This window comes from Cupriavidus sp. GW823-FHT06D04 (assembly GCF_058795055.1).
Window position 1 is genome coordinate 113,241 of the sequence record NZ_JBXAHL010000007.1, and the last position, 26,463, is coordinate 139,703.

Here is a 26,463-nt window from a genome sequence, read left to right on the forward strand (position 1 = left end):
CAGGGGGACGTTGCGCGCGCTCAGGGCCGCGCGCAGCGGCGCTAAAAAGCGGGCATGAGCCGTGCTTACGTGATGGTGGGCTGGCCTGCCATTACGTCACCTCCGAACGCACCACGCGCACGGGCACTGACTTGTAGGACGGGGTGCCGCTGTCCTCGTCGATGTAGTCGAGCGGCACCAGCCTATTTGCCTCCGGATAGTAGGCAGCGACGGAGCCGGGCGCAATTTCATATTCAATCGCAGTGATCTTCTCGAAACGCAGCTGCCGGCCCGCAGCGATGGTCTCGATGTCGACCAGGTCGCCATGCTCCAGGCCGCGCGCGGCCAGGTCGGCTGGGTTCATGAACAGCACGTCGCGCCGCCCGAACACGCCCCGGTAGCGGTCGTCCATGGCATAGATGGTGGTGTTGTACTGGTCATGGCTACGGATCGTCACCAGCCGCAGGACATCGTCGGCAAGGACTTCCTTGTCTTCATGCAACCCCTTGAACACGTAGAACTCGGCCTTGCCCGACGGCGTTTCCCATTTGCGCTCGGTTGGCGGCAAGGGCATGCGGAATCCGCCAGGGACCCGCACGCGCGTGTTGAAGTCCTCAAAGCCGGGCACCGTCTTCTCGATCAGGTCGCGGATCCTGTCGTAGTCGGCAACCAGTTCCAGCCATGGCACCTTGCTGTCAGGCAGGGTCGCGGTGGCCATGCCCGCCACGATGGCCGGCTCGGAGCGCAGGAACTCGGACGCCGGCGCGAGCTTGCCGGCCGACGCATGCACCATCGACATCGAATCCTCCACCGTCACCGATTGCGGCCCGGTCTCCTGCACATCCAGTTCGGTGCGGCCCAGGCAAGGCAGCACATAGGTCTCCTTGGCCACCAGCAAGTGGGTGCGATTGAGCTTGGTCCCGACATGCACGCTCAGGTCGAGCTTGCCCATGGCGGGGAAGCACTGCTCGGGGTCAGGCAAGGCGACCGCGAAGTTCCCGCCCAGGCAGAACAGCGCCCTGGACTTGCCGTCGATCATCGCCTGCATCGCGTTGACGGCATCGTGCCCGTGTCCGGCGGGCGGGCTGAAGCCGAAGGTGTCCTCGATCCGCTGCAGGAAGCCGGCCGACGGCTTCTCGGTAATGCCGACAGTCCGGTTCCCCTGCACATTGGAGTGGCCGCGCAAGGGGCAGATGCCGGCGCCGGGCTTGCCGAAGTTGCCTCGCAGCATCAGCAGGTCGCACAGCAGGCGCACATTGGCCGTGCCTTCGTTGTGCTGGGTCACGCCCATGCCGTAGGTGACGATGGTGGCATTCGATTTGGCATAGGCCGCCGCCACCAGCTCCAGGTCCGCGCGGGTCAGGCCACAGGTCTTTTCGATATCCGCCCATTCGGTCGACCGCAGATCGTCGGCCAGCGCCTCAAAGCCCTCGGTGTGGACCGCGATGAAGTCGTGGTCCAGCACATTGCCCTGGCTGGCCTCCAGGTCCAGCAGCGCCTTCATCACCCCTTTTATGGCGGCGGCGTCGCCACCGGCGCGGACCAGGAAGTAGGACGACGCAATCCGGGTGGAGCCATAGGTGGCCATCTCCACCATGTTCTGCGGGTCAGCGAAGCGCTCAAGCGCCCGCTCGCGCAGCGGGTTGAACACCAGGATCGGCACCTTGCGGCGCGAGGCCTCATGCAAGGTCCCCATCATCCGCGGGTGGTTGGTGCCCGGGTTGTGGCCGATCGAAATAATCAGCTCGCACGTGTCAAAGTCATCCAGCGACACCGTGCCCTTGCCGATGCCGATCGAGCGCGGCAAGCCCACGCTGGTGGGCTCGTGGCACATGTTCGAGCAATCGGGGAAATTGTTCGTGCCATATTCCCGCGCGAACAGCTGGTACAGGTAGGCGGCCTCGTTGGAGGCCCTGCCCGAGGTATAGAACTCGACCTGGTCCGGCGTCAGCCCGCGCAGGATCTCGCCGATGCGGGCGAAGGCTGCCTCCCACTCCACCGCGCGGAAGGTGTCGGTGGCGCGGTCGTAGACCAGGGGATGCGTCAGCCGGCCAAAGTCCTCGAGCTCGTAGTCCGTGCGGTTCAACAGCGACGACACGGTATTGGCTGCAAAGAACTCGGGGGGCACCCGTTTGGTGGTTGCCTCCCACGTCACGGCCTTGGCGCCGTTCTCGCAGAACTGGAAGGTCGACCGGTGCTCCTTGTCGGGCCATGCGCAGCCGGGGCAATCGAAGCCGTCAGGCTGGTTGGTCCGCATCAGCGTGATCGGCGCCTTGACGGTATCCATCTGCGTCCGGATCGCCGTGGCGGTTGCCTTCAGCGCACCCCAGCCGCCGGCGGGACCGTCGTACTTCCGGATACCAGGCACTTCGCGTCGATTGGCCATGTTTGCTCCTTGTGCCGCGCCAGGTTGCTGGTGACGGCGTTGGGGTTAGTCACGCGTGCTGTTCCTGCCGCCGGTTTGCTCCCCTCTCCCGCTTGCGGGAGAGGGGCCGGGGGTGAGGGCAGGCCCAGGCATACCGACGGCTTTTACTTCGTTGATGCTCCGGCCCTCACCCCCACCCCTCTCCCGCGCGCGGGAGAGGGGAGCGTATGCGTGGGTTCGTGGTACTGCAGACGGCCCACTTTGCTGATCTCCGCCATTCGCCCATCAGGCGGCGCCTTCAGGAATAAAGCTTCGCCACCCGCTCCAGCGGCACCGGCTTGATCCGCGAAGCCTGCCCGGCGCAGCCGAAGGCCTCGAAGCGCAGCTTGACCACGCTCCTCGCGCCCTTCTTGGCCGCCAGCAGCGCCTTGCGCGGATCGAACTCGCTGCGGTCGTCGGACAAGGACTTGCGGATCGCCCCGGTCATGGCCAGGCGGATATCCGTGTCGATATTCACCTTGCGCACCCCCATCTTGATGCCGCGCAGGATCTCCTCGACCGGCACGCCGTAGGTCTCCTTGATGTCGCCGCCGTACTGGCGGATGATCTCCAGCCATTCCTGCGGCACCGAGCTGGAGCCGTGCATCACCAGGTGGGTGTCAGGGATCTGCTCATGGATCTCGCGGATGCGGTCCATAGCCAGGATGTCACCGGTGGGCTTGCGCGAGAACTTGTAGGCGCCGTGGCTGGTGCCGATGGCAATCGCCAGCGCATCCACGCCGGTGCGGGCGACAAAGTCGCGCGCCTGGGCCGGGTCGGTCAGCATCATGTCGTGCGACAGCGTGCCCGCCGCGCCCACGCCGTCCTCTTCGCCGGCCTGGCCGGTTTCGAGCGAGCCCAGGCAGCCCAGTTCGCCCTCCACCGACACGCCGATCGCATGCGCCATTTCGCACACGCGCCGCGTGACGTCGACGTTGTAGTCGTAGTCGGACGGGGTCTTCATGTCTTCGCGCAGCGAGCCGTCCATCATCACGCTGGTGAAGCCGGAGCGGATCGAGGCCTGGCAGATCGCCGGGCTGGAGCCGTGGTCCTGGTGCAGCACGATGGGGATGTCCGGATGGGTCTCGGCCGCGGCCAGCACCATATGGCGCAGGTAAGCCTCGCCGGCGTACTTGCGGGCGCCGGCGGAGGCCTGCAGGATGACCGGGCTGTCGGTTTCCTCGGCCGCCTCCATGATGGCGTGGATCTGTTCCAGGTTGTTGACGTTGAAAGCCGGCACGCCGTAGCCGAACTCTCCCGCGTGGTCCAGCAGCTGGCGCAAGGAAATGAGTGCCATGATGAAGCTCCTTTACTGATTGCAGAATCGGTGAGGTCGGGTTCAGGCGGCGCGCTGTGCCAGCACGGCCAGCGCGGGCAGCGTCTTGCCCTCCAGGAATTCCAGGAACGCCCCCCCGCCCGTGGAGATGTAGCCCACGCGGTCGGCAATGCCATACTTAGCAATGGCCGCCAGCGTGTCGCCGCCGCCGGCGATCGAGAACGCCTTCGATTCGGCGATGGCCTGGGCCAGCACCCTGGTGCCATTGCCGAACTGGTCGAACTCGAACACACCCACCGGGCCGTTCCAGACGATGGTGCCGGCGGCCTTGAGTTGCACGGCCAGCATGGCGGCGGTCTTGGGGCCGATGTCCAGGACCATGTCGTCGTCGGCCACGTCCTTCACGTCCTTCACGGTAGCCTCGGCGGTGGCGCTGAATTCCTTGGCGCATACCACGTCGACCGGGATCGGCACCGAGGCGCCGCGGGCAGCCATGATGTCGATGATGGCCCTGGCATCGGCCAGCAGGTCAGGCTCGGCCAGCGACTTGCCGATCTTCAGGCCGGCGGCCAGCATGAAGGTATTGGCGATGCCGCCGCCGACGATCAGGTTGTCGACCTTGTCGGCCAGCGACTTCAGGATGGTCAGCTTGGTCGAAACCTTGGAGCCCGCCACGATTGCCACCAGCGGACGCGCCGGCTGGCCCAGCGCCTTGCCCAGCGCGTCGATCTCGGCGGCCAGCAGCGGGCCGGCGCAGGCGATGGGGGCGTACCTGGCGATGCCATGCGTGGTCGCCTCGGCGCGGTGGGCGGTGCCGAAGGCGTCGTTGACGTAGACATCGCACAGCGCGGCCATCTTCTGCGCCAGCTCGTCGCTGTTCTTCTTCTCGCCCGTGTTCATGCGGCAGTTTTCCAGCAGCACCACCTGCCCGGGCGGCACCTGGAAGCCGCCCTCGGTCCAGCCGGACAAGAGCGGCACCTGGCGGCCCAGCAGTTCCGACAGGCGGCGGCCCACCGGCGCCAGGCTGTGGCGCGGGTCGGGCGCCCCCTCCTGCGGCCGGCCCAGGTGCGAGGTGACCATCACCGCGGCGCCCGCCTGCAGGCAGGCCGCGATGGCAGGCACGGAAGCACGGATGCGGGTGTCGTCGGTGATAGCGCCCGCTGCATCCTGCGGGACGTTGAGGTCGGCGCGGATAAAGACCCGCTTGCCAGCCAGTCCGCCTGCTGCAAGCAGTGCGGCCAGCGTGTGCGGCGCCGCCGCGGGTTTCGGTTGCGGGTTCGTAGCATGGGATAGGCTCATCATGGCAACCTGCTAGCGTGCGTGGGCCAGCGCCACCGCGGTATCCAGCATGCGGTTGGAGAAGCCCCATTCGTTGTCATACCAGGCCGACACCTTGACCAGCGTGCCGTTGACCTTGGTCAGGGTGGCGTCGAAGGTGGACGACGCCGGGTTGTGGTTGAAGTCCACCGAGACCAGCGGCGCGGTGTTGTAGTCCAGGATGCCCTTGAGCTCGCCTTCAGCGGCTGCCTTCAGGATGCCGTTCACCTCCTCCACCGTGGTGGGCCGCGCCGCCACGAAGGACAGGTCGACCAGCGACACATTGATGGTCGGCACGCGCACGGCAAAGCCGTCCAGCCGGCCGTCCAGCTCAGGCATCACCAGCCCGACCGCGGCGGCGGCGCCGGTCTTGGTCGGGATCATCGACATGGTGGCCGAGCGCGCCCGGCGCAGGTCTTCGTGGTAGACGTCGGTCAGCACCTGGTCGTTGGTATAGGAGTGCACCGTGGTCATCAGGCCGTTCACCACGCCCAGCTTCTCGTGCAGCGGCTTGACCAGCGGCGCCAGGCAGTTGGTGGTGCACGAGGCGTTGGAGATCACCGTGTCGCTGGCCTTCAGCACGCCGTGGTTGACGCCGTAGACGATGGTGGCGTCCACGTCCTTGCCGCCGGGGGCGGAGATGATCACCTTCTTCGCGCCGCCCTTCAGGTGGGCCGAGGCCTTTTCCTTGCTGGTGAAGAGCCCGGTGCATTCCATCACCACGTCCACGCCCAGCTCGCCCCACGGCAGCTCGGCCGGGTTGCGCTGGGCCAGCACGCGGATGCGGTCGCCGTTGACGCGGAAGGCATCGCCGTCGACCGAGACCTCGCCCGGGAAGCGGCCGTGGACGGTGTCGTACTGGGTCAGGTGCGCATTGGTGGCCGCGTTGCCGAGGTCGTTGATGGCGACGATCTCGATATCGTGCCGCTTGCCGCCTTCATAGTGGGCGCGCAGCACATTGCGGCCGATGCGTCCGTAGCCGTTGATGGCAACCTTGATAGTCATGCTGTCTCCTTTACTTGTCTTGGTATCCTTGCCCGTCGCGCTGGCGCGCCGGCGCAACATCAGGCTGCTGGCGACGCCAGCCGCGCCGGCGTCAGCAGCGCTGGCAACGCCTCCAGCGAGTCGAGCAGCGCGTCGGCGCCCAGCGCCGCGGGCCCGCCGGGCCCGGCGTAGCCATAGCGCACCAGGCAGACCGGGATGCCGGCCGCGCGCGCCGCCGCCACGTCCACCGCCGAATCCCCCACCAGCACGCCCTGCGCCGGATCGACGTCGAGCAGGTTGCAGGCGTGGCGCAGCGGTTCGGGGTCCGGTTTCATCTGCGCGATCGAGTCGCCCGCCACCAGCACTTCCAGGTATTGCGACAACCCGGTCAGCGCCAGCAGCGGCACCGCCAGCGCGCGCGGCTTGTTGGTGACGCAGGCAAGCCGGTAGCCCTGCCGCCTGAGCGCCTCCAGGCCTGCCTCCACGCCCGGGAACACCGATCCGAGGCGGCCGTTGGTCTCGGCATAGTGGCGGTGGAACATCGCCACGGCATCGGCAGCCTCAACCTGCGCCGCGAGCCCGGCGGTCTCGAGCACGCGCCGCACCAGGTTGGGCACCCCGCGGCCGATAAAGCCGGCCACGGTGTCGAACGGCAATGCCGGGCTGCCGAGGTCGGCCAGCATGCGGTTGGCGGCCTCGACAATGTCGGGCGCGCTGTCGACCAGCGTGCCGTCCAGGTCGATCAGCACCGCGGTGCAGGGCATGGATGTGGTAGCCATCACGCCTCCTCCAGCAGCACGCGCGCGGCCGCGGCGACATGCGTCGGGGTCAGGCCGAAGTGCTGGTACAGCGCCTCGGCCGGCGCAGATTCGCCGAAGCTGTCGATGCCCAGCGCCAGGCCCTGCTCGCCCACCACGCCGCGCCAGAACCAGGTGCCGCCCGCCTCCACGCTGACGCGCGGCAATCCCGGCGGCAGCACGGTGTCCCGGTACGCCACGTCCTGCGCGTAGAACAGCTCCACGCAGGGTATGGACACCACGCGTGCGGCGATGCCGGTATCGGCCAGGTCCAGTGCCGCGCGCATGGCGATTTCCACCTCGGAGCCGGTGGCGATCAGCACCACGCGCGGCGCCGGCACATCGCGCAGCACATAGCCGCCTCGCGCAATCTCCGCGCGCTGGGCCGCATTGCGCTCGAACGGCATCAGCGCCTGCCGCGACAGCACCAGGCAGCTCGGGCCATCCTCGCGCCGCAGCGCGGCCAGCCACGCATACGCGGTCTCGGCGCCGTCGCAGGGACGCCAGACCTGGTTGTTGGGGATCAGCCGCAGGCTGGCGGCGTGTTCCACCGGCTGGTGGGTGGGACCGTCCTCGCCCAGCCCGATCGAGTCATGGGTCAGCACGTGGACCACGCGCAGGCGCATCAGCGCCGCCATGCGGATGGCATTGCGCGAATAGTCCGAGAAGGTCATGAAGGTGCCGCCGTAGGGGATCAGCCCCCCATGCAGCGCAATGCCATTCATGGCGGCGGCCATGCCGAACTCACGCACGCCGTAGCTCACGTAGTTGCCATGCCCGGCATGGTTGACCCAGACCGATGCCTTGACATTGGTCAGGTTGGAGCCGGTCAGGTCGGCCGAGCCGCCCAGCAGCTCGGGCAAGGCGGGCGTGAGCGCCTCCAGGCACAGCTGCGATGCCTTGCGCGTGGCGATCTTGCCTTGCAGCGGCGACGGCGCGTCCAGCAACGCCAGCAGCTCGGCATCGAAGCCTTGCGGCAGGCGGCCCTTGACGCGGCGCACGAACTCCTCGGCCAGTTCGGGGTGCGCGGCGCAATAGCTGACGAAGCGCGCCTCCCATTCGGCCTCGCGCGCGGCGCCTTGCGCGCGTGCGTCCCAGGCGTCGGCGACATCCGCCGGCACCGTGAAGGGCTCGGCTTCCCAGCCCAGCGCGGTGCGCATGGCGGCGATCTCCGGCGCGCCCAGCGGGGCGCCATGCACATCGTGGCCGCCGGCCTTGGCGGGCGCGCCCTTGCCGATCACGGTGCGGCAGCAGATCAGCGTGGGCCGGTCGCGCTCGGCCTTGGCCTCGTGCAGCGCAGCGTCGATGGCCTGCACATCGTGCCCGTCGACGGCAATCACATGCCAGCCGTAGGCGGCAAAGCGCTTCGGGGTGTCGTCGGCAAACCAGCCGGCCACCTCGCCGTCGATGGAGATGCCGTTGTCGTCGTACAGGCAGATCAGCTTGCCCAGCCTGAGCGTTCCCGCCAGCGAGCAGGCCTCGTGGCTGAGGCCTTCCATCAGGCAGCCATCGCCAAGGAAGACGTAGGTGTGATGGTCGACGATGTCGAAGCCGGGCCGGTTGAAGGTGGCGGCCAGCAGCTTCTCCGCCAGCGCCATGCCGACGGCATTGGCCAGGCCCTGCCCCAGCGGCCCGGTGGTGGTTTCCACGCCCGGCGTCACGCCAAGCTCCGGATGGCCGGGCGTGGCCGCGTGCAGCTGGCGGAACTGGCGCAGCTGCGACATCGGCAGGTCATAGCCGGTCAGGTGCAGCAGTGCGTACTGCAGCATGGATGCATGTCCGTTGGACAGCACGAAGCGGTCACGGTCGGGCCAGGCCGGGTTGGCCGGGTTGTGGCGCAGGTGGCGCCGCCACAGCACTTCGGCCATCTCGGCCATGCCCATGGGAGCGCCGGGGTGGCCGGACTTGGCCTGCTCCACCGCGTCGGCGGCCAGGAAGCGCAGCGCATTGGCACAGCGCGCTGCGGAATCGATGCGTTCTGGGGCGTTCATTCAGAAGATCCTCGCGAGTCGGCGTTTCACGGTCGGGTCCTTACAGCGCGGCGCGCTTGCGGCGCTCCATCATGCGCAGCACGAAGGGCGTGAAGATCAGCTGCATGGCCAGTTCCATCTTGCCGCCGGGCACCACGATGGTGTTGGCGCGCGACATGAAGGAGTCGTGGATCATGCTAAGCAGGTACTGGAAGTCGATCCCCTTCGGATTGGCAAAGCGGATCACCACCATGCTTTCATCGGGCGCGGGGATTTCGCGCGAGATAAAGGGGTTGGACGTATCCACGCACGGCACGCGCTGGAAGTTCACATGCGTGCGCGAGAACTGCGGGCAGATGTAGTTCACGTAGTCCGGCATGCGGCGCAGGATGGTGTCGGTCACGGCCTCCGTCGAATAGCCGCGCTGCTTCTTGTCGCGCCAGAGCTTCTGGATCCATTCCAGGTTGATGACCGGCACCACGCCGATCAGCAGGTTGGGATACTGCGCGACATTGACCGTGTCGGTGACCACGCCGCCGTGCAGGCCTTCATAGAACAGCAGGTCGGTATCGGCCGGCAACGGCTCCCACTGGGTGAAGGTGCCGGGTTCCTGCCCAAACGGCGCCGCCTCCTCCGGGCTATGCAGGTAGTGCCGGTGCATGCCCGTGCCGGTTTCGGCATAGGAGCGGAACAGGTTCTCCAGCTCGCCGAACAGGTTGTTCTCCTCGCCGAAGTGGCTGAAGTTCATATTGCCGGTGCGCTCGGCCTCGGCCATCTTGACCTTCATCTCGGCGCGGTCGTAGCGGTGGAAGCTGTCGCCTTCGATCACCACTGACTTCACGCCCTCGCGGCGGAAAATGTTCTCGAAGGTACGGGTCACCGACGTGGTACCGGCGCCCGAGGAGCCGGTGATGGCGATAATGGGATAACGTTCTGACATGGCCAGGCACCTCAGGCAGACGCGCGGAACAGGCTGCGCTCGTTGAACAGGGGACTCGGAAGGTCGGGATCGGTCTGGTCGGTGTGGTAGCCCTCGATCCGTTCCACTTCATTGCGCGAGCCGAAGATCACGCCGATGCGCTGGTGCAGCGCGCCCGGCGCCACCGACATCAGCGTCTGCCGGCCCGTGCTGGCGCGCCCGCCGGCCTGCTCCATCAGGAAGGCGATCGGATTGGCCTCGTACAGCAGGCGCAGGCGGCCCGGCTTGGCGGGATCCTTGGAGTCGCGCGGGTACATGAAGACGCCGCCACGCATCAGGATGCGGTGCGCCTCGGCCACCATCGACGCGATCCAGCGCATATTGAAATCCTTGCCGCGCGGCCCGCTCTTGCCGGCCATGCACTCGGCGATATAGCGCTGCACCGGCGCTTCCCAGAAGCGGCTGTTCGACGCGTTGATGGCGAATTCCTGGGTATCGGCCGGCACCCGCAGGTTGGGGTGCGTCAGGAAAAATTCGCCCAGGTTGGGATCGAGCGTGAAGCCGTTGACGCCAATGCCGACGGTCAGCACCAGCATGGTGGTAGGACCGTAGAGCGCATAGCCGGCCGCCACCTGGGCGCTGCCGGCCTGCAGGAAATCCTGCTCGGTCACGGCACTTGCACCCTCCGGGGCGCGCAGCACCGAGAAGATGCTGCCCACCGAGACATTGACGTCGATGTTGGATGAGCCGTCGAGCGGATCGAACACCAGCAGGTACTTGCCACGCGGGTAATGTTCCGGGATCTGGTAAGGCGCCTCCATCTCCTCCGACGCCATGCCGGCCAGGTACCCGCCCCACTCGTTGACGCGCAGGAAGGTGGTATTGCTCAGCACGTCCAGCTTCTGCTGGATTTCGCCCTGCACGTTGACGGCCCCTGCTTCTCCAGCTTGATTGCTGGCCTTGCCGTGCAAGCCCCCCAGCGCGCCGAAGGCAACCGCGCGCGCAATTTCCTTGCAGGCCATGGCGACGTTGAGAATCAGGCCGTTGAAGCCGCCGCTGGCATCCGGATAGCGGCGGCGTTCCTCGATCAGGAACTGCGTCAGGGTCATCCTTTGGACTTCAGGCATGACAGGTCTCCTATAGATTGGCTATGTGTTCTTGTGTAGTGCCGGTGCGGGTGGCCGCTATGTGATCGTGGCGGCCTCGCGCAAGCGGCGCAGGATGCTCGAGTAGCCGCCGTCGGCATCGGGCGCGCCGAACACGGCGCTGCCGGCCACGAAGGTGTCGGCGCCCGCGCGTGCGATCCCGGCAATGTTGTCGGCCTTGACGCCGCCGTCGATCTCCAGCCAGACCGGCCGCCCGCCGGCGTCCACCTGCCGGTCGATGCGCGCGCGTGCCTGGCGCACCTTGTCCAGCACGCCCGGAATGAAGGCCTGGCCGCCGAAGCCCGGGTTCACGCTCATCAGCAGCACCAGGTCGAGCTTGTCCAGCGTATGGTCCAGCCAGCCCAGCGGCGTGGCCGGGTTGAGCACCAGGCCGGCCTTGCAGCCGTGGTCGCGAATCAGGCCGATGGTGCGATCGACATGGCGGCTCGCCTCCGGGTGGAAGCTGATGATGTTGGCGCCGGCCTTGGCAAACAGCGGGATCAGCGCGTCGACCGGTTCCACCATCAGGTGCACGTCGATGGGGATGGAAACCAGCGGCCGGATCGCCTCGCACACCAGCGGGCCGATGGTCAGGTTGGGCACATAGTGGTTGTCCATCACATCGAAGTGCACCAGGTCTGCACCCCCGGCCTCGATCGCACACACCTCTTCGCCCAGGCGCGCGAAATCGGCCGACAGGATGGAGGGCGCCAGGCGGATGGCACGCAGGCTGCCATGGCCGGTGTTGGTTTCAGTGGCATGCATGTCAGGTCGCCTCGATCAGGGTGCCGTGGTGCCAGGCGCGCAACGCGGCAAGGTCGGCCCAGCGGTGCGCCGCGCCGGGCACGTGCTGGGGCATGGGTTCGCCGGGGTCGCCAAGATGCGGCAGCACCAGCAGCGCGCCCTCGAAGGAGTCCTGCCCGCTGAACGCGGTGGGCGTGACCACAGTGGGGATACCTGCGGCCCGGGCAGCGCGCAGGCCGTTCTCCGAGTCCTCGATCGCCAGGCAGTCACCGCCTTGCAGGCCGAGCCGCTCCAGCACGGCCAGGTAGACATCGGGCGCCGGCTTCTTGATGGCCGTGGTGCCGGCGTCGCCGATGGCGGCAAAGCGACGGCGCCAGTCCGCGCCAAGCGGCGCCTGCAGCAGCGCGTCGAGGTTGGCCGGCGTGGTGGTGGTGGCAATCGCGAGCGGGAGCCCTGCCTCGCCGGCCTCGGCGATCAGGCGGGCGATGCCCGGGCGCAGCGGCAGGCCGCCCGCGCCCACGCGCTCGGCATAGTGGCGGGTCTTGATGGCGTGCACGGCGTCGATGGTTTCCTTCACCTTGCAGCCACGGGCCTCTTCCGGGTCGACCATGCGCCAGTAATGCATCAGGCGTTCCTTGCCGCCGGCCACCTTGAGCAGGCGCGTGTAGAGCGGCGCGTCCCAGTGCCAGTCCAGGCCGACCTCGGCGAAGGCGGCATTGAAGGCTTGCAGGTGCGCGCTCTCGGTATCGGCCAGCGTGCCGTCGACATCGAAAATCAGGGCTTGCATGGCTTACTCCTTGGCCGGGGCCTGTGCGTCCGGCCCAGCCTTCGAAAACACGCGGCTGGCCAGCAAGTCAGACGCCGTGATGGTGGTCAGGGTACGGTCGTCGACAACCGTGCCGGCATCGTCCAGCAGGCGCGAGGCGTGGCGCAGCCGCGCGCGGTCCAGCGCATTGCGCACGCTGCGGGCATTGGCAAAATGCGGCTGCGCCATGCGCCGGGCCAGGTAGTCGGCAAACACGGCCCGGCTCTGGTCGTCGAAGCGGTATTGCATCTCGGCCAGCATCAGGTCGGCGATCTGGCGCAGCTCGTCGAGCTGGTAGTCAGGGAAATCGACATGGTGGGCAACGCGCGAGGACATGCCCGGGTTGGACTCGAAGAAGCGGTCCATGCGGTCCTTGTAGCCGGCCAGGATCACCACCAGGTCGTCGCGGTTGTTCTCCATCACCTGCAGCAGGATCTCGATGGCCTCCTGGCCGTAGTCGCGCTCGTTCTCCGGGCGGTAGAGGTAGTAGGCCTCGTCGATGAAGAGCACCCCGCCCATGGCCTTCTTCAGGATCTCCTTGGTCTTGGGTGCGGTATGGCCGATGTACTGGCCGACCAGGTCGTCGCGGGTCACCGCCACCAGGTGGCCACGGCGCACGTAGCCCAGCTGGTGCAGGATCTGCGCCATGCGCATGGCCACGGTGGTCTTGCCGGTGCCGGGATTGCCGGTGAAGCACATATGCAGGCTGGGCGCACCGGCGCTGAAGCCGCGCGCGGCGCGCAGCTTGTCCACCAGCAGCAAGGCGGCGATATCGCGGATACGCGCTTTCACCGGCTTCAGTCCGATCAGCTCGCGGTCAAGCTGGGCCAGCAGCTCGGTGATGCCCGAGCTGGCCAGCGACTCGGCCAGGGATCCGGGCAACGATGCGGCCGGAGCGGCTGGCGGCTGCAGCGGTGCGGTCGTTTCAGGTGCGGACATGGCAGGCTCCGTGAGGATCATTCGAGCATCTGGCTCGAAGATTCGAGGCGCAGCTCCCCCCGGTGCGCGGCCTTGCGGCAGCGCACCCGTGGGATTGCACAGTCAGGAAAAGCGCCGGCGGCAGCGCCGCGCGGCGGTTCAGCCGGCGCCGCTCAGTAGCGGCTGCCCTCGGGGCGTGCCTGCACTGCGTAGCTCTCGATCGAGTAGCGCATGGTGCGGCCGGGCTCTTCCTGGCGCACCAGGCGGAAGCCGGGCTCGTCCGCAGGACGGTTGACGATGAACGACATCACCACCGACTCCACCGTATGCGTCGAATCGAAAGCCGTGACGCGGATGTAGTGGTTGGGGAAGGTGCTGCGCGCGTTGTTGATCTCCAGCAGGATGCCGGCGGCATCGCGCAGGTCGAACATCGGCAGGCCGAACATCTCCCAGTAGGTATTGCGCGGATGCGGGTCGTCGGTGTACTCGATGCCGACCGCCCAGCCCTGGTTCAGGCAGTATTCAAGCTGGCTGGTGATCTGCGCGTCGGTGAGGTCGGGCAGGAAAGAGAAAGTGCCTTGAGTAATACGCATGATGTCCTCTCGTTCTTTGGGTTCGCTCGTCGTGCTTTGGTGGCGTCTCGCCAGGGCTCAGGCCACCGACGCGGTGGGCGCGAAGTCCGAGGTGTCGGTCGGCGTGTAGTTGAAGCTGATGTCGCCCCAGGTATCGAGCGCAGCCCGCAGCGGTCCGCACCAGCGCGCGGCATCGCGCAGGATCTCCGGCCCTTCGTTGAGGATGTCGCGGCCTTCGTTGCGCGCCAGCACCATGGCTTCCAGCGCAACGCGGTTGGCGGTGGCGCCGGCCTGGATGCCCTGCGGGTGGCCGATGGTGCCGCCGCCGAACTGCAGCACCACATCGTCGCCAAAGAGGTGGATCAGCTGGTGCATCTGGCCGGCATGGATGCCGCCGGAGGCCACCGGCATCACCTTGCGCAGCGAAGCCCAGTCCTGGTCGAAGAACAGCCCGCGCGACAGGTCGGTGTGGGTGTAGGCATCACGGCAAACGTTGTAGTAGCCCTGCACGGTCAGCGGGTCGCCTTCCAGCTTGCCCACCGCGGTGCCGGTGTGCATGTGGTCGACGCCTGCCAGGCGCAGCCATTTGGCAATCACGCGGAACGACACGCCGTGGTTCTTCTGCCGGGTGTAGGTGCCATGGCCCGCCCGGTGCAGGTGCAGGATCATGTCGTTCTGGCGGCACCAGTTGCTCATGGACTGGATACAGGTCCAGCCGACGATCAGGTCGATCATGATGATGACCGAGCCCAGCGACTTGGCGAACTCGGCACGCCGGTACATCTCTTCCATGGTGCCGGCGGTCACGTTGAGATAGCTGCCTTTGACCTCGCCGGTGGCGGCCGAGGCCTTGTTGACCGCGTCCATCACGAACAGGAAGCGGTCGCGCCAGTGCATGAAGGGCTGCGAGTTGATGTTCTCGTCATCCTTCATGAAGTCCAGCCCGCCCTTCAGGCCCTCATACACCACGCGGCCGTAGTTGCGGCCCGACAGGCCCAGCTTGGGCTTGGTGGTGGCGCCCAGCAGCGGGCGGCCGAACTTGTCCAGGCGCTCGCGCTCGACGATGATGCCGGTGGACGGGCCGGCGAAGGTCTTCACATAGGCCACCGGGAAGCGCATGTCTTCCAGGCGCGCCGCCTTGATCGGCTTGAAGCTGAAGACGTTGCCGATGATCGACGCGGTCAGGTTGGCGATCGAGCCTTCCTCGAACAGCGACAGGTCATAGGCCACGTAGCAGAAGAACTGCTCGGGGTTGTTGGGCACCGGATCGACCCGGTAGGCCTTGGCGCGGTACATGTCGCAGGCGGTCAGGCGGTCGGTCCACACCACCGTCCAGGTGGCGGTGGAGGATTCGCCCGCCACCGCGGCAGCGGCCTCGACCGGATCCACACCATCCTGCGGCGTGATGCGGAACAGCGCCAGCAAGTCGGTATCCTTGGGCTCGTAGTCGCCGTCCCAGTACCCCATTTCCTTGTACTTCATGACGCCGGCGTCGTAGCGCTTGCGCGGCTTGGCTTGGACCGATTCAGGTGCGTTCATGCTTGTCTCCTTGCTTGGTTGAGCGTCGTGGCTACTGCGTTGATGCAAAGATATAAGCCCACCCACATAAGGTAAATTCAGATATTCTTAGTGCCTGTATAAGCTATCCCTTAAGTGCGACCAAAGCTGCACATCACGGGAACATCCAAAGCCGCCCCCACCGCCCATGTCCTTCCTGCGCGCCCTCACCCTTCGCCAGTTGCAGATCTTCGTCACCGTGGCCAGGCACGCCAGCTTCGTGCGCGCGGCCGAGGAGCTGCACCTGACCCAGCCAGCGGTCTCGATGCAGGTCAAGCAGCTTGAATCCGTGGTCGGCATGGCGCTGTTCGAGCGGGTCAAGGGGCAGCTCACGCTGACCGAGCCCGGCGACCGCCTGCTGCACCATGCGTCCCGGATCCTCGGCGAGGTCAAGGACGCCGAGGAAGGCTTGCAGGCGGTCAAGGACGTCGAGCAGGGTTCGATCACGATCGGGCTGATCAGCACGTCGAAGTACTTCGCGCCCAAGCTGCTGGCCGGCTTTACCGCGCTGCACCCGGGCGTGGACCTGCGCATCGCCGAAGGCAACCGCGAGACGCTGCTGCGGCTATTGCAGGACAACGCCATCGACCTCGCGCTGATGGGCCGCCCGCCGCGCGAACTGGATGCGGTGTCGGAACCCATCGCCGCGCACCCGCACGTGCTGGTGGCCTCGCCGCGGCACCCGTTACACGACGCAAAGGGATTTGACCTGCAGGAACTGCGTCACGAGACCTTCCTGCTGCGCGAACCGGGTTCCGGCACCCGTACCGTGGCCGAGTACATGTTCCGGGACCACCTGTTCACGCCGGCCAAGGTGATCACCCTGGGCAGCAACGAGACCATCAAGCAGGCCGTGATGGCCGGCATGGGCATCAGCCTGTTGTCGCTGCACACGCTATCGCTGGAGCTGCGCACCGGCGAGATCGCGCTGCTGGACGTGACCGGCACGCCGATCGAGCGCATCTGGCATGTCGCGCATATGTCCAGCAAGCGTTTGTCACCGGCCAGCGAGAGCTGCCGCGCCTATCTGCTGGAGCACACGGCGGAGTTCTTGGGGAAGGAGTATGGCGGGCTGATGCCGGGGCGGCGCGTGGCCTGAGGTTCTCCGGTCCCGCCCGGAACCCGCTGGGCAGCGGCAGCTGGTGAAGGCCTTCCGATGACAAAGGCTAGAGAATTGCGATTCCTCTGATCGCCATGAACGTTCGCGATGGGAACACTAGAGGCATCACCGAAACAACGGTGATCGGGCGTAGCAACCTGAAGCTCGCTAACGGTGGCCGCATCATGCGGCCAAGTTCACGCGTTCAGGAGCTCGCAATGCAAAAACGAACCACAAACCGTGCTGGCCGCCAATCCAGCAGACTGCCTCGAATCGCTCGAGCACATCAGCGCCAGCCTTAGTTGCGTCCTGTCCCCGCTGGAAGTGGAAAGCGAGCGTTCCGAGGCATGCCACGGCATTCATTGCCTGGTGGTCATGATCAAGCTGCGGCTTGATCAGACTGCTGCGGAGCATTTCCCTTCGGACTGAGGCGAATGTCCGGCGCGGCCGCTACGAGGGCAGTCTTGATGGCGGTTGGCCATACTGGAGAATGAAGGATAACCGCAGCTTCGGCTGCGGTTATTCACTTTGGACGCCTGACACAACGTTGGGCTGGTTGGGCCGTCGCTTGTCGGCCATCTGCGGTCATAGACCCATGCATTCTCACGGACATTCGAACGTCGGCTGCGGGCTTTCTCGCTTTCGCGGTGTGTAGCCGTCTCGTGAAGCCATCACGCCCGGCCTCGCCCGCGAGCGGGATGGCCGACAACTAGCATTCTCAGTGGCCGGTGCTATCTTTTAGTATCGGCGCCCCGGCCAGCCACGGCGTCGGTTTGCCCACCCGCCGTGATCGACGGGCCGCTGAGCGACGACGTTAGGCGGCACGAGCGCCTGAGGCAAAAGTCTGGCCACGGCGCAGCAACGATGAAAGAGGAAGGTGAATTATGAAGATGCTACTCACAGTCGAAATCCCTCATGAGCCCTTCAACTCCCTCGTCAGAGGCGGGAAGGCGGGCGAGATAATTGGGCGTATCCTAGAAGCGATCAAACCGGAAGCGGTGTACTTTACTGAGCAAGACGGAATGCGCTGCGGGGTCTTCCTGATCAACGTCGAAAATCCATCCGACGTTCCTGCTTTTGCGGAGCCCTTCTTTCTCAACTTCCAGGCCAACTGCAAGTTCCGCATTGTGATGAGCCAGGAGGATCTGCAAAAGGCTGGTCTGGAGGAACTAGGGAAGAAGTGGGCGTGATGAGCGGTCGGCGAGATCGGTAACGAATAGCCCCCAGACGGCCCCACACTCATTTCCGTTAATGGTATCTAACATTTCCGTCACCACGGAGGCCATGCAAGCGGCACGCCGCTCGCATGGCGCCGGTTACGTCCAGTGTTGATGTTGTAGAAAATACTTGAAGTCGCATCGACGAGACCGTCCGGTTTCAGCCGGTGTGAGTGACGGCAGCGGGTCGGCAGCAGTTCCGCGCTCTGCAAAGCGGACACTCCCTGCACACCGACAGCTTTGGCCGAACACCCGCCAGCCAACGTGACCGACTGGATGGCCGTAGTACCTTGGAAGCTGCCATTGAAGTAGCCTGGACACAGCGGCCGCAGTGGGCCGGCAAGCGACGACCGGCTGCCGGACCCGACCGGGCGTCCGGATGCCGACCGTGAACCAGCAATGGAGACGATGATGGACAAAGACGATCACCCGAAGCCGTTCTACCGATCCCTCTACTTCCAGGTCATCACCGCCATTGTCATCGGCGTCATCCTCGGCCATTTCTGGCCGCATGCCGGCGAGGCGATGAAGCCGTTGGGTGATGGCTTCATCAAGCTGATCAAGATGATCATCGCGCCGATCATCTTCTGCACGGTCGTGGTGGGCATCGCCGGCATGGAGGACATGAAGAAGGTTGGCAAGACCGGCGGGCTGGCGCTGCTGTACTTTGAGGTCGTGAGCAGCATTGCGCTGTTGGTTGGCCTGTTGATCATCAACATCGTCAAGCCCGGCGCCGGCATGAACGTCGACGTATCCACCCTCGACACGAAGGGCATCGCCGCCTATACCGAGCCCGGCAAGATGCAAGGCACGGTCGATTTCCTGCTGCACGTGATCCCGAACACGGTGGTGGATGCCTTTGCCAAGGGTGAGATCCTCCAGGTGCTGCTGTTCGCGGTGATGTTTGGTTTCGCGCTGCACAGGTTCGGCGGCCGCGGCACGTTGGTGTTCGACTTTATCGAGAAGTTCTCGCACGTGCTGTTCACCATCGTCGGCTACATCATGAAGGTCGCGCCGATTGGCGCCTTCGGCGCCATGGCCTTCACCATCGGCAAGTACGGCGTGAGCTCGCTGCTGCAGCTTGGCCAGCTGATGGCGACCTTCTACGCCACCTGCCTGCTTTTCATCTTCGTCGTGCTGGGCACCATCGCGCGGCTGCATGGCTTCTCGATCTGGAAGTTCATCAAGTACATCAAGGAGGAACTGCTGATCGTGCTGGGCACGTCGTCGTCGGAATCCGTGTTGCCGCGGATGATGGCCAAGCTGGAGAACCTGGGCGCCCGCAAGTCCGTCGTCGGACTGGTGATCCCGACTGGCTACTCCTTCAATCTGGATGGCACCTCCATCTACCTGACCATGGCGGCGGTGTTCATCGCCCAGGCGACCAACACCGACATGACCCTGATGCAGCAACTCACCCTGCTCGCCGTGCTGCTACTGACCTCCAAGGGCGCTGCCGGTGTCACCGGGAGTGGCTTCATCGTGCTGGCGGCCACGCTTTCGGCGGTGGGGCATGTTCCTGTGGCGGGGCTGGCCCTGATCCTCGGCATTGACCGCTTCATGTCGGAGGCTCGCGCCCTGACCAACCTGATCGGCAACGGCGTGGCCACAGTGGTGGTGGCAAAATGGACCGGCGACCTCGATGTCGAGCGGATGCACCGCAGGCTTGATGACGAGTCGGACATTGAGGCCGACGAGCCGGAAGTGGTGCTCGACCAGGTCGCGACCCATATGCCGGCCGCCGACACCACGGTAACCCAGTGAGCGGCACCGCGCAAGCACACATCACCACCGCGGGCTGTGGCAACTATGGCTCCCGGGCACTACGGAAGGCTTCGACCGCGGCAGGCGCACCGGCTTACGTTGCGCCATGAAGCCCGACCTTCCCTGATGGACAGACCGAGGCGTGGCCGGTCGTCAACCAGATCGAACGCCTCTACAATCACCAGCGCAGGTACGATTTCGAAATGGCTGCTTGAGTCGATTCAGCCTCACGAACTGCTGTTCCGCCTGGCCGAGGAGGCGGGCGTGGTACTGCTGCCTGGCAAGGGATTCGGTACGCGCCACCCGTCGGGGCGGGTCTCGCTGGCCAACCTCAATGAAGAAGACTATTTGAAGATTGGTCGCTGCGTGCGCAACGAGTATCTCGAACCTGTCGCTGGAGCTGCGCACCGGCGAGATCGCGCTGCTGGACGTAACCGGCACGCCGATCGAGCGCATCTGGAATGTCGCGCATATGTCCAGCAAGCGTTTGCCACCGGCCAGCGAGAGCTGCCGCGCCTATCTGCTGGAGCACACGGCGGAGTTCTTGGGGAAGGAGTATGGCGGGCTGATGCCGGGGCGGCGGGTGGCCTGAGGTTCTCCCGTCCCGTGGCGCTGACTGCCTTCAGGCTTTCCACAATGCGGGAATAGAGTGGTCAACTCAACGGCGTCGCGTCAAATGCTCCGGGAAAAATGCGAAACCTTTGGACCACATTCGACCGATAGTCCAGAAACCAGCCTGTCGTTGGGTCGGACCTTCAGGGGCGTCGCTTGTCACCTAAAATATTGTCAAGGTGTTACGTAACCCGGTCACGCCGCCAACGTGAACTTTTGGAGACCGCTAGAACCACGTCTCAATAACTGACTGGTGGTCTATGGTGCTATCACTTCGCTATTTGGGATTCTTGGGAATCTGCGCTTTGTTCACTGCTTGCGGACAGATTCCGTCCAAGCATTCTGCGTGCAGAGCTGATTCCTGTCGCCCTCGGCACGAGCACGAGATGTTGCAATCCGGCGAGGCGTCATGGTATTCGGCAACGCTCCAGGGGCATCTGACCGCAAACGGAGAACGCTACGATGGCGGCGCCTTGACTGCCGCCCATCGAACGTTACCGCTCGGCAGCTATGTGCGCGTCAGATCGTTGGCTACCGGAAAGTCTGTTGTCGTTCGCATCAACGATCGCGGACCATACGTCAAAGGCCGGATTATCGATCTCTCTTACGCTGCGGCGGCGGCCTTGGGTTTGCCAGACGCGCGGTCGATGCACGTGCAGATTGAACGTTGATCGATTGCGGCTGCGGTTTTGACCGTTCTGCGCCACCGCGGATTTACGCACCTTGTGCCACTTAGCGTCTTTGTCGCCGTGATCGCGACCGCGGAGATTTCCTCTTGATAGGGCGGCACGGAAAGAACCTCCAAACAGCGGACCTTCGCGGCGGGACGCCACGACACCAGGCAATGTTATGTGGTGAAGGGCGCAGGCCGCCCGCCTAGCCCGCGACTGTTTCATCGGCAATGGCCGAACTCCGTCCCCCAAGCGCATCGACGAGCGGCCGTTGTACCTTGAAAGCCGCCATAGATGTCACGCTGGGTCGACAGGCCGCAATGGGTCGGTCGGAGAAGGCCGCAGCCTAGCTGTAGGCGGCCGGCCGAGTCCGGCCACAAAGGGACCTTCGCAATGCTCCCTAAATGTCCGCAGTCTGCCCGCCCCCCCCTTCGCAGCAGGGGGCATACGCATTACATCGCCGCAGCGAAGATTGCCATGACTTGCGCCAGCGTGGCCTTGCGCGGATTCGTCAGCATGCAAGCATCCTTTTGCGCATTGCTTGCCATCACTTCATGGTCGTCCGCCTTGACGCCCAGGCCCGCCAGACCCGCCGGAATGCCAATCGACGCGGAAAGGGTCCGGATCGCCGAGACGGCAGCTTTGGCGGCGTCATGCGCGCTCAAGCCCCCAATGTTCTCGCCTAGCAGTTCGGCGATTCTCGCGTAGCGCTCCGGCGCGGCAATGAGGTTGAATTCCGACACGTGCGGCAGCAGGATCGCGTTGCACACGCCGTGGGGCAAATTGTAGAAGCCGCCGAGTTGATGGGCCATCGCGTGCACGTAACCGAGTGATGCGTTGTTGAAGGCCATGCCGGCAAGGTATTGGGCGTAGCACATGGCCGCGCGTGCTTCCATCGAGTCCCCGTTCGCGACAGCTTTGGGCAGCCATTCGGCGATCAGCGCGATCGCCTTCTCCGCACAGGCATCGGTAATTGGCGTGGCGGCGGTGGAAACGTATGCCTCGATGGCGTGAGTCAACGCGTCCATGCCGGTCGCCGCCGTCAAGGCGGGCGGCATCGCGACCATCAGGCTCGGATCGTCGATGGCGATTAATGGCGTGCAACGCCAGTCGACGATTGCCATCTTCACATGATTGCTCGAATTAGTGATGATGCAAAAGCGTGTCATTTCCGCAGCAGTGCCAGCGGTCGTGTTGATCGAAATCAGCGGCGTCATTGGCACCGTTGATTTGTCGATGCCTTCGTAGTCGCGGATATGTCCGCCTCCGGCGGTAACGAGGCCGATGCCTTTCGCGCAGTCGTGCGATGAGCCGCCGCCGAGCGAAACGATGAAGTCGCACTCTTCCCGCTCGAACAACTTGACGCCGTCGTGAACGTTAACGTCGGTGGGATTGGGCTCGGCACCCGGAAAGATGACGGCCTGAAGCCCGGCTTCGCGAATGTGCCCCGCGACGACTTCGGAGAGCCCCATCTTGTGCAAGCCTGCATCCGTGACGATGAGAGCCTTCCTGGCCCCGAGTGATTTGGCGCGAGCGCCCGTTTCGCGCGCGCAGCCCGGACCGAAGAGGGTCACGCAGGGAATGAAGAAGCTGTCGACGCGATTAGCGATGTTCAGGTGGGTCATGTCGTCTCCAAGGTTGTAATGAAAATGAGGTCTCCTGTCCTCGCAAGCCTTGACGCACGAACCGTACCTGTGTCTGGCGAGGTCTTTTTCAGACGCTGTCCATCAGATGCACCTCGTGGAGTGTTGCAATTTGAATCGATGTGTTCAGTTTTGGAGCGACTGGGCGTATCCGACAACGGCTGGATCGGCCGAACTTCAGTCGTTCTCAGAGCAGTGTGCGAATGACCGTGAGGGGTCGGGAAGAGACAACTGGCTTGCGACTGGCAGAGGCCAGGCGCTCGGCCCTCGATTCAGGTCACCGACAGCAATGCCGCATCAAGAAGATCGGTCCCGAATTGTCAATCGCACAGAGCCGATTGCCCTCTGGCCCCTTCCCGAAGACGTACGTCGCACGTCTGCTCGATGCGACGGCAACACCCGCTGCATCGAGCGAGTTGAGCACCGCGTCTCCAGTGCCGCAGAAGCTTGGGATTAACGGACTCACGATAAAAGGCCGCTTCTCGAGCGATATACGTCTGGTGTGGCACCCATTTGTCGGCCGAATGCACGTTGAAAGGCGTCGACTGACTGAAAGCCGCTTTCCCGTGCTATCTTCTCCTGCGGCCAGTAATCGTCGCGATCTGCTCCGGCGCGCTGGTCGTCGGCAAGGCCGGCTTGCTCGATGGTCGCCGGTTCGCGGGACACTGGTATGACAGGAACAAGCTACGGGAACGGCATCCCAGCGCCACCCATGTTCCCAATCGCCGCTACATTGCCGACCGCGGCGTCGTGTCGACCACGGGCGTAACCGCGTCGGTGCCCGTCAGCGTGGCAATCGTCGAAGCGATTGCCGGGCCAGCTCGTGCGGCTGCGGTGGCGCAATCGCTCGGCTTACGCACATAGGGGACCACGCATGACAGTGCCCCATTCCGGATCGACGCCAATCGAGTCCTGGCGCTGGTCGTCAATAGCGTCGCATTCTGGCGGCGCGAGACCATCGCCATTCCGGTAAGCGATGGCGTCGATGACATCCAGCTCGCGCTGACGGCGGATGCCTGGTCTCGCACCTACCGATCACATGCCCTGGCCGAAGCGAGCCGCGCAGTGAAGATGCGCAGCGGCCTGACGCTGGTGCCGACATCCCCTTTGTCCGGCAATGGCACATACCGGGTTTCCCTGCCGGCGGACAGGCTGCCCGTCATGCAACTGCATGAGACACTTGCCGATATTGGCAGGCGCTATGGCGTCGCCACGCGCGAACTGGTCAAACTGGAGCTGGAGTACGGCACCCAAGATGGGTTCTGATTCCTCTCGCGCGCTCACTGCCGTGCTATCCGACGCGTCCCAAAGCCCCCTGAGGGCATAACCTGACCGCGCCGAACCGGATTTTCCCCTATTGCTGCCGCGCCTATCTGCCGGAGCACACGGCGGAGTTTTTGGGGAGGGAATATGGCGGGCTGATGCCGGGGCGACGCGTGGCTTGAGGTTCAGGAGGGTTGGCCGGGATTCGAAAATGCTTTGCCACATTCCGGTCGGAACCCTCCGGGCGGCGGCGAGGCCGCTCGCGCGCCGCCAGTGCCCGATCGGCGGTGGTCACACCTCAGTGCGACATGAAGACTGGCAAGTCTGACTGGCGCAGCAGGGCGCGGGTGGTGCCACCCAGCACAAGCTCTCTCAGCCGGGAGCGGCCATAGCCGCCGGCGACCAGCAGGTCGGCCTGAACCTTGGCCGCAAGTTGTGGCAGCACGTGGTCGGGATCGCCCTCCCCGACCAGCAGACTGGCGCGGATGCCATGGCTGAGCAGCCATGCTGTCAGCCGATCCGCGCTGTCTCGATAGGCCGCTTTCTCACCGGCAGTGCTGTGCTTGCCAGCGCTGACCACCAGGACGGTAACGGCGCTGGCATGCACAAGCCACGGCAGTGCGTCCGCGACCGCCCGCGCGGCCTCCCGGCCGCCGTTCCATGCGATGGCAACATGGCCACCAATTCTCGGGACGGATGCGCCCGGCACCAGCAGAATGGGCCGGCCTGCATTGAGCATCGCATACTCAGCGGCCCCGGCCAGCAAAGCCGGCACTTCGGCCTGCGCCGAGGGCGATGCGGGCAGGATGAGGTCGGCGAAGCGGCCCTCGTCGGCAAGCGCCCAGCCGGACTCGGCGTCGACAACGATGTGCCGGGTGGGAATGGCCGGTGACACTTGCCTGGTCAGCGTGTCGAGTGCGTTCTTGTGAGCGGCAGCCAGTTTGTGCAAATGGCTCGCGGCAAGCACAGCGTATTGCCCGGCTTCTTCGCCCGCCCCACGAAACGGCTCCAGGTGCGTTCCTGTTGCCGTCAGGCCGACCACGCTGCCGCCGGACCTTCCGGCAAGCCGTGCCGCCGTTTCAATGCGCGCGGACCGTGCAGCATCTTCGCTGAGGTCGACAAGGATGGTTCTGAAGTCCATGAGGTGATTCCACTCTTTGGTTTAAGTTCGCATCATCGTGAAAACAGCACCGGTGCCGTCATCGAGTCAAGCAGCGTATGCGTGACACCGCCCAGCACCAGTTCCCGCATGCGACCGTGTCCGTAGGCACCCATCACGATCAGGTCGGCATCGAAATCCGCCGCGCGCGAAAGGATGAGTTCGCCGATGGTCAGGTCAGCCCCACCGGGACCGTGTTCGATTTCCACGGCGACGCCGTGGCGTTCCAGCACGCGTGCGGCGTGGCCGACCGGGGTGGCGTCTGCTCTTGCCTCCTTGGCCGCAGTCTGTGCGCAAAGAATGCGCGCCTGCGCGCCGGCCATCAGCGGCGCGGCGTCGTGAAGCGCCCGCGCCGCCTCGCGGCTGCCATTCCACGCCACGATAACGCGCGTACCCAGCGTTGGAAACGTGCCCGTGCACGGCACCACGAGCGTCGGTCGGCCGGTCTCCAGCAGCAGCGATTCCAGCAGTTGTCGGGCCACCGGACCTTCGGTATTGCCGGGGTCGTACTGGCCGGCAACGACCAGGCCGGCCTCGCGGGCCTCGCGCAGCACTGATGCCACGGCCCCCAGCTCCGCAGCGCGCCACTCCGCGCGCACTGGCATGGCCTGGGTTGCAGCCAGAAACTGCGCCCGGACGTCTTCCCTGACCTGCTTGCGCCGGGCCAGGTCGTCCGCAACATATTGCTGCGCGCCGTCCATGAGGTAGAACCAGGCAGGATCGGGAATGAAACCGGCGTACATGCCGATCAGCCGGCACTCGCTGGCCGCCGCAACGCGCCCCGCCACTTCAAGCCGCTGCCGTGCCTGCGGATTGCTGTCCAGATGAACCAGGATGCTGTCGTAAGCCATGATCGCCCTCTCGCTCGACTACAGACCAGTCTAGGCAGCAAGGCCGACCGGCGCTTGACCCGGATCAACGGGCCTGCCCTGCGGCGAAATCGCTCACGCATCGCCCTGATGTGCGGTGGAGGCTACTGCGGGCAAACGTATGCGGAGACGTCAAGCCGTCCGGCCATCACTTCTGTTTGCGGTCAATTACTCGCCGCGCCTGCCTCTTCGGGTTGACATATATCAAGCGCGTATCGAGGCCGGCGCCTACGCTGAATGCAGCGAATCGCAACATTGAGCACACCCTTGCCCCTCAGGAGACCCATCATGTACCAGCGCATCCTGCTCGCTGTCGACGGCAGCCGTTCTTCCGACCTTGCACTGAGCCAGGCCACCATCATCGCCAAGGCAACCGGGGCCGAGGTCAAAGCGTTGTTCGTGGTAGACGACAGCGATGTGTTCTTCGAGGCTAGTTACTTCAACCCCAAGGAACTGATCGACAACATCACCGCGCACGGCCGCAAGGCGCTGGATGCCGCCTCGGCCAGGCTCAGCGAAGCAGGCGTGCGCAACTCGGTGAAACTGGATGAAAAGCCGGTTGCGCCCGGCCGGATCTCGCTGACCATTGTCACCGAGGCCGATGCGTGGAATGCCGACCTGATCGTGCTTGGCACCCACGGCCGCCGCGGCGTCCGGCGCCTGCTGATGGGCAGCGTGTCGGAAGGCGTGCTTGCCAAGACCAGCAAGCCCGTGCTCCTGGTCCGCAGCGAAGTCGAAGGTTAGGCGCGTCACGGCGCCACGGGCGGCGTAGGAGTGCC

25 protein-coding genes and 1 pseudogene are annotated in these 26,463 nt (G+C 65.2%); 10 read left to right on the forward strand and 16 right to left on the reverse strand.

Going from position 1 to position 26,463, the window contains the following annotated elements:
• Positions 1-91: 91 nt before the first annotated feature.
• From AC1Q7H_RS12395 to AC1Q7H_RS12455, 13 genes are all read right to left on the reverse strand, one after another.
• On the reverse strand, positions 92-2,365 hold the full coding sequence (locus AC1Q7H_RS12395; RefSeq protein ID WP_013952999.1) for an FdhF/YdeP family oxidoreductase: 2,274 nt from the start codon (positions 2,363-2,365) through the stop codon (positions 92-94).
• 277 nt (positions 2,366-2,642) lie between these two features.
• Positions 2,643-3,680: a class II fructose-bisphosphate aldolase gene (gene fba / locus AC1Q7H_RS12400; RefSeq protein WP_013953000.1), complete on the reverse strand. Its 1,038-nt coding sequence runs from the start codon at positions 3,678-3,680 to the stop codon at positions 2,643-2,645.
• A 42-nt stretch (positions 3,681-3,722) separates the two neighbouring features.
• On the reverse strand, positions 3,723-4,961 hold the full coding sequence (locus AC1Q7H_RS12405; RefSeq protein ID WP_492381340.1) for a phosphoglycerate kinase: 1,239 nt from the start codon (positions 4,959-4,961) through the stop codon (positions 3,723-3,725).
• Positions 4,962-4,970: 9 nt separating this feature from the next.
• Positions 4,971-5,981: a type I glyceraldehyde-3-phosphate dehydrogenase gene (gene gap / locus AC1Q7H_RS12410; RefSeq protein WP_013953002.1), complete on the reverse strand. Its 1,011-nt coding sequence runs from the start codon at positions 5,979-5,981 to the stop codon at positions 4,971-4,973.
• 59 nt (positions 5,982-6,040) lie between these two features.
• Complete coding sequence (gene gph / locus AC1Q7H_RS12415; RefSeq protein ID WP_492381341.1) at positions 6,041-6,739, reverse strand: phosphoglycolate phosphatase; 699 nt, start codon at positions 6,737-6,739, stop codon at positions 6,041-6,043.
• Positions 6,739-8,748 carry a transketolase gene (tkt, locus tag AC1Q7H_RS12420; protein ID WP_492381342.1) on the reverse strand — a complete coding sequence of 670 codons (2,010 nt, stop codon included), beginning with the start codon at positions 8,746-8,748 and terminating at the stop codon, positions 6,739-6,741. The genes gph and tkt overlap by 1 nt, the downstream gene beginning before the upstream one ends.
• Positions 8,749-8,788: 40 nt before the next feature.
• A complete protein-coding gene (locus tag AC1Q7H_RS12425; RefSeq protein WP_316153732.1) occupies positions 8,789-9,667 on the reverse strand; it encodes a phosphoribulokinase in 879 nt (292 codons plus the stop codon).
• An 11-nt stretch (positions 9,668-9,678) separates the two neighbouring features.
• Positions 9,679-10,773 (reverse strand): class 1 fructose-bisphosphatase, encoded by a 1,095-nt coding sequence (locus tag AC1Q7H_RS12430; RefSeq protein WP_492381343.1) that lies wholly within the window; start codon positions 10,771-10,773, stop codon positions 9,679-9,681.
• A gap of 57 nt (positions 10,774-10,830) precedes the next feature.
• Positions 10,831-11,556 carry a ribulose-phosphate 3-epimerase gene (rpe, locus tag AC1Q7H_RS12435; RefSeq protein WP_492378503.1) on the reverse strand — a complete coding sequence of 242 codons (726 nt, stop codon included), beginning with the start codon at positions 11,554-11,556 and terminating at the stop codon, positions 10,831-10,833.
• 1 nt (position 11,557) lies between these two features.
• Positions 11,558-12,322, reverse strand: coding sequence for an HAD family hydrolase (locus AC1Q7H_RS12440; RefSeq protein ID WP_153954008.1), 765 nt, complete (start codon positions 12,320-12,322; stop codon positions 11,558-11,560).
• Between the two features lie 3 nt (positions 12,323-12,325).
• Positions 12,326-13,279: a CbbX protein gene (gene cbbX, locus AC1Q7H_RS12445; RefSeq protein WP_153954007.1), complete on the reverse strand. Its 954-nt coding sequence runs from the start codon at positions 13,277-13,279 to the stop codon at positions 12,326-12,328.
• 152 nt (positions 13,280-13,431) lie between these two features.
• Positions 13,432-13,851: a ribulose bisphosphate carboxylase small subunit gene (locus AC1Q7H_RS12450; RefSeq protein ID WP_010809290.1), complete on the reverse strand. Its 420-nt coding sequence runs from the start codon at positions 13,849-13,851 to the stop codon at positions 13,432-13,434.
• A 57-nt stretch (positions 13,852-13,908) separates the two neighbouring features.
• A complete protein-coding gene (locus AC1Q7H_RS12455) occupies positions 13,909-15,369 on the reverse strand; it encodes a form I ribulose bisphosphate carboxylase large subunit (protein ID WP_035826739.1) in 1,461 nt (486 codons plus the stop codon).
• Positions 15,370-15,535: 166 nt separating this feature from the next.
• Between AC1Q7H_RS12455 and AC1Q7H_RS12460 the strand changes: the two genes are divergently transcribed.
• The 7 genes and pseudogenes from AC1Q7H_RS12460 (at position 15,536) to AC1Q7H_RS12490 (ending at position 20,750) form a co-directional block, all read left to right on the forward strand.
• Positions 15,536-16,486 carry a LysR family transcriptional regulator gene (locus AC1Q7H_RS12460; protein ID WP_013953011.1) on the forward strand — a complete coding sequence of 317 codons (951 nt, stop codon included), beginning with the start codon at positions 15,536-15,538 and terminating at the stop codon, positions 16,484-16,486.
• Between the two features lie 240 nt (positions 16,487-16,726).
• Positions 16,727-16,915 (forward strand): hypothetical protein, encoded by a 189-nt coding sequence (locus AC1Q7H_RS12465; protein WP_492381344.1) that lies wholly within the window; start codon positions 16,727-16,729, stop codon positions 16,913-16,915.
• Positions 16,916-17,370: 455 nt separating this feature from the next.
• Positions 17,371-17,676 carry a hypothetical protein gene (locus tag AC1Q7H_RS12470; protein WP_018314260.1) on the forward strand — a complete coding sequence of 102 codons (306 nt, stop codon included), beginning with the start codon at positions 17,371-17,373 and terminating at the stop codon, positions 17,674-17,676.
• Positions 17,677-18,114: 438 nt separating this feature from the next.
• Positions 18,115-19,467: a dicarboxylate/amino acid:cation symporter gene (locus AC1Q7H_RS12475; protein WP_013953013.1), complete on the forward strand. Its 1,353-nt coding sequence runs from the start codon at positions 18,115-18,117 to the stop codon at positions 19,465-19,467.
• 201 nt (positions 19,468-19,668) lie between these two features.
• Positions 19,669-19,851: pseudogene (locus AC1Q7H_RS12480) on the forward strand (bifunctional aspartate transaminase/aspartate 4-decarboxylase); the annotation flags it as partial.
• Entirely contained in the window at positions 19,823-20,059 is a 237-nt protein-coding gene (locus AC1Q7H_RS12485) for a hypothetical protein (protein WP_492381377.1), read from the forward strand. The pseudogene AC1Q7H_RS12480 and the gene AC1Q7H_RS12485, both read left to right, overlap by 29 nt.
• Positions 20,060-20,465: 406 nt before the next feature.
• The gene (locus AC1Q7H_RS12490) at positions 20,466-20,750 is read left to right on the forward strand and encodes a septal ring lytic transglycosylase RlpA family protein (protein WP_080569590.1); all 285 of its coding nucleotides are present in this window, start codon (positions 20,466-20,468) and stop codon (positions 20,748-20,750) included.
• A 452-nt stretch (positions 20,751-21,202) separates the two neighbouring features.
• On the opposite strand, the gene mdh is transcribed toward AC1Q7H_RS12490, so the two are convergent.
• Positions 21,203-22,375 carry an iron-dependent methanol dehydrogenase gene (gene mdh / locus AC1Q7H_RS12495; protein WP_492381345.1) on the reverse strand — a complete coding sequence of 391 codons (1,173 nt, stop codon included), beginning with the start codon at positions 22,373-22,375 and terminating at the stop codon, positions 21,203-21,205.
• Between the two features lie 618 nt (positions 22,376-22,993).
• Between mdh and AC1Q7H_RS12500 the strand changes: the two genes are divergently transcribed.
• Both AC1Q7H_RS12500 and AC1Q7H_RS12505 read left to right on the forward strand, forming a co-directional pair.
• Entirely contained in the window at positions 22,994-23,257 is a 264-nt protein-coding gene (locus AC1Q7H_RS12500) for a type 1 glutamine amidotransferase family protein (RefSeq protein WP_492381373.1), read from the forward strand.
• A 201-nt stretch (positions 23,258-23,458) separates the two neighbouring features.
• Entirely contained in the window at positions 23,459-23,659 is a 201-nt protein-coding gene (locus AC1Q7H_RS12505) for a hypothetical protein (protein WP_211981398.1), read from the forward strand.
• 295 nt (positions 23,660-23,954) lie between these two features.
• Here the strand turns inward: AC1Q7H_RS12505 and AC1Q7H_RS12510 are convergent, their stop codons facing one another.
• Together AC1Q7H_RS12510 and AC1Q7H_RS12515 are read right to left on the reverse strand one after the other, a co-directional pair.
• The gene (locus AC1Q7H_RS12510; RefSeq protein ID WP_211981400.1) at positions 23,955-24,797 is read right to left on the reverse strand and encodes a universal stress protein; all 843 of its coding nucleotides are present in this window, start codon (positions 24,795-24,797) and stop codon (positions 23,955-23,957) included.
• 32 nt (positions 24,798-24,829) lie between these two features.
• The gene (locus AC1Q7H_RS12515) at positions 24,830-25,666 is read right to left on the reverse strand and encodes a universal stress protein (RefSeq protein ID WP_492381346.1); all 837 of its coding nucleotides are present in this window, start codon (positions 25,664-25,666) and stop codon (positions 24,830-24,832) included.
• Between the two features lie 306 nt (positions 25,667-25,972).
• Here AC1Q7H_RS12515 and AC1Q7H_RS12520 point away from each other — a divergent pair, with 306 nt between their 5' ends.
• On the forward strand, positions 25,973-26,428 hold the full coding sequence (locus AC1Q7H_RS12520) for a universal stress protein (RefSeq protein ID WP_211981407.1): 456 nt from the start codon (positions 25,973-25,975) through the stop codon (positions 26,426-26,428).
• The last annotated feature ends 35 nt before the right edge of the window (positions 26,429-26,463 follow it).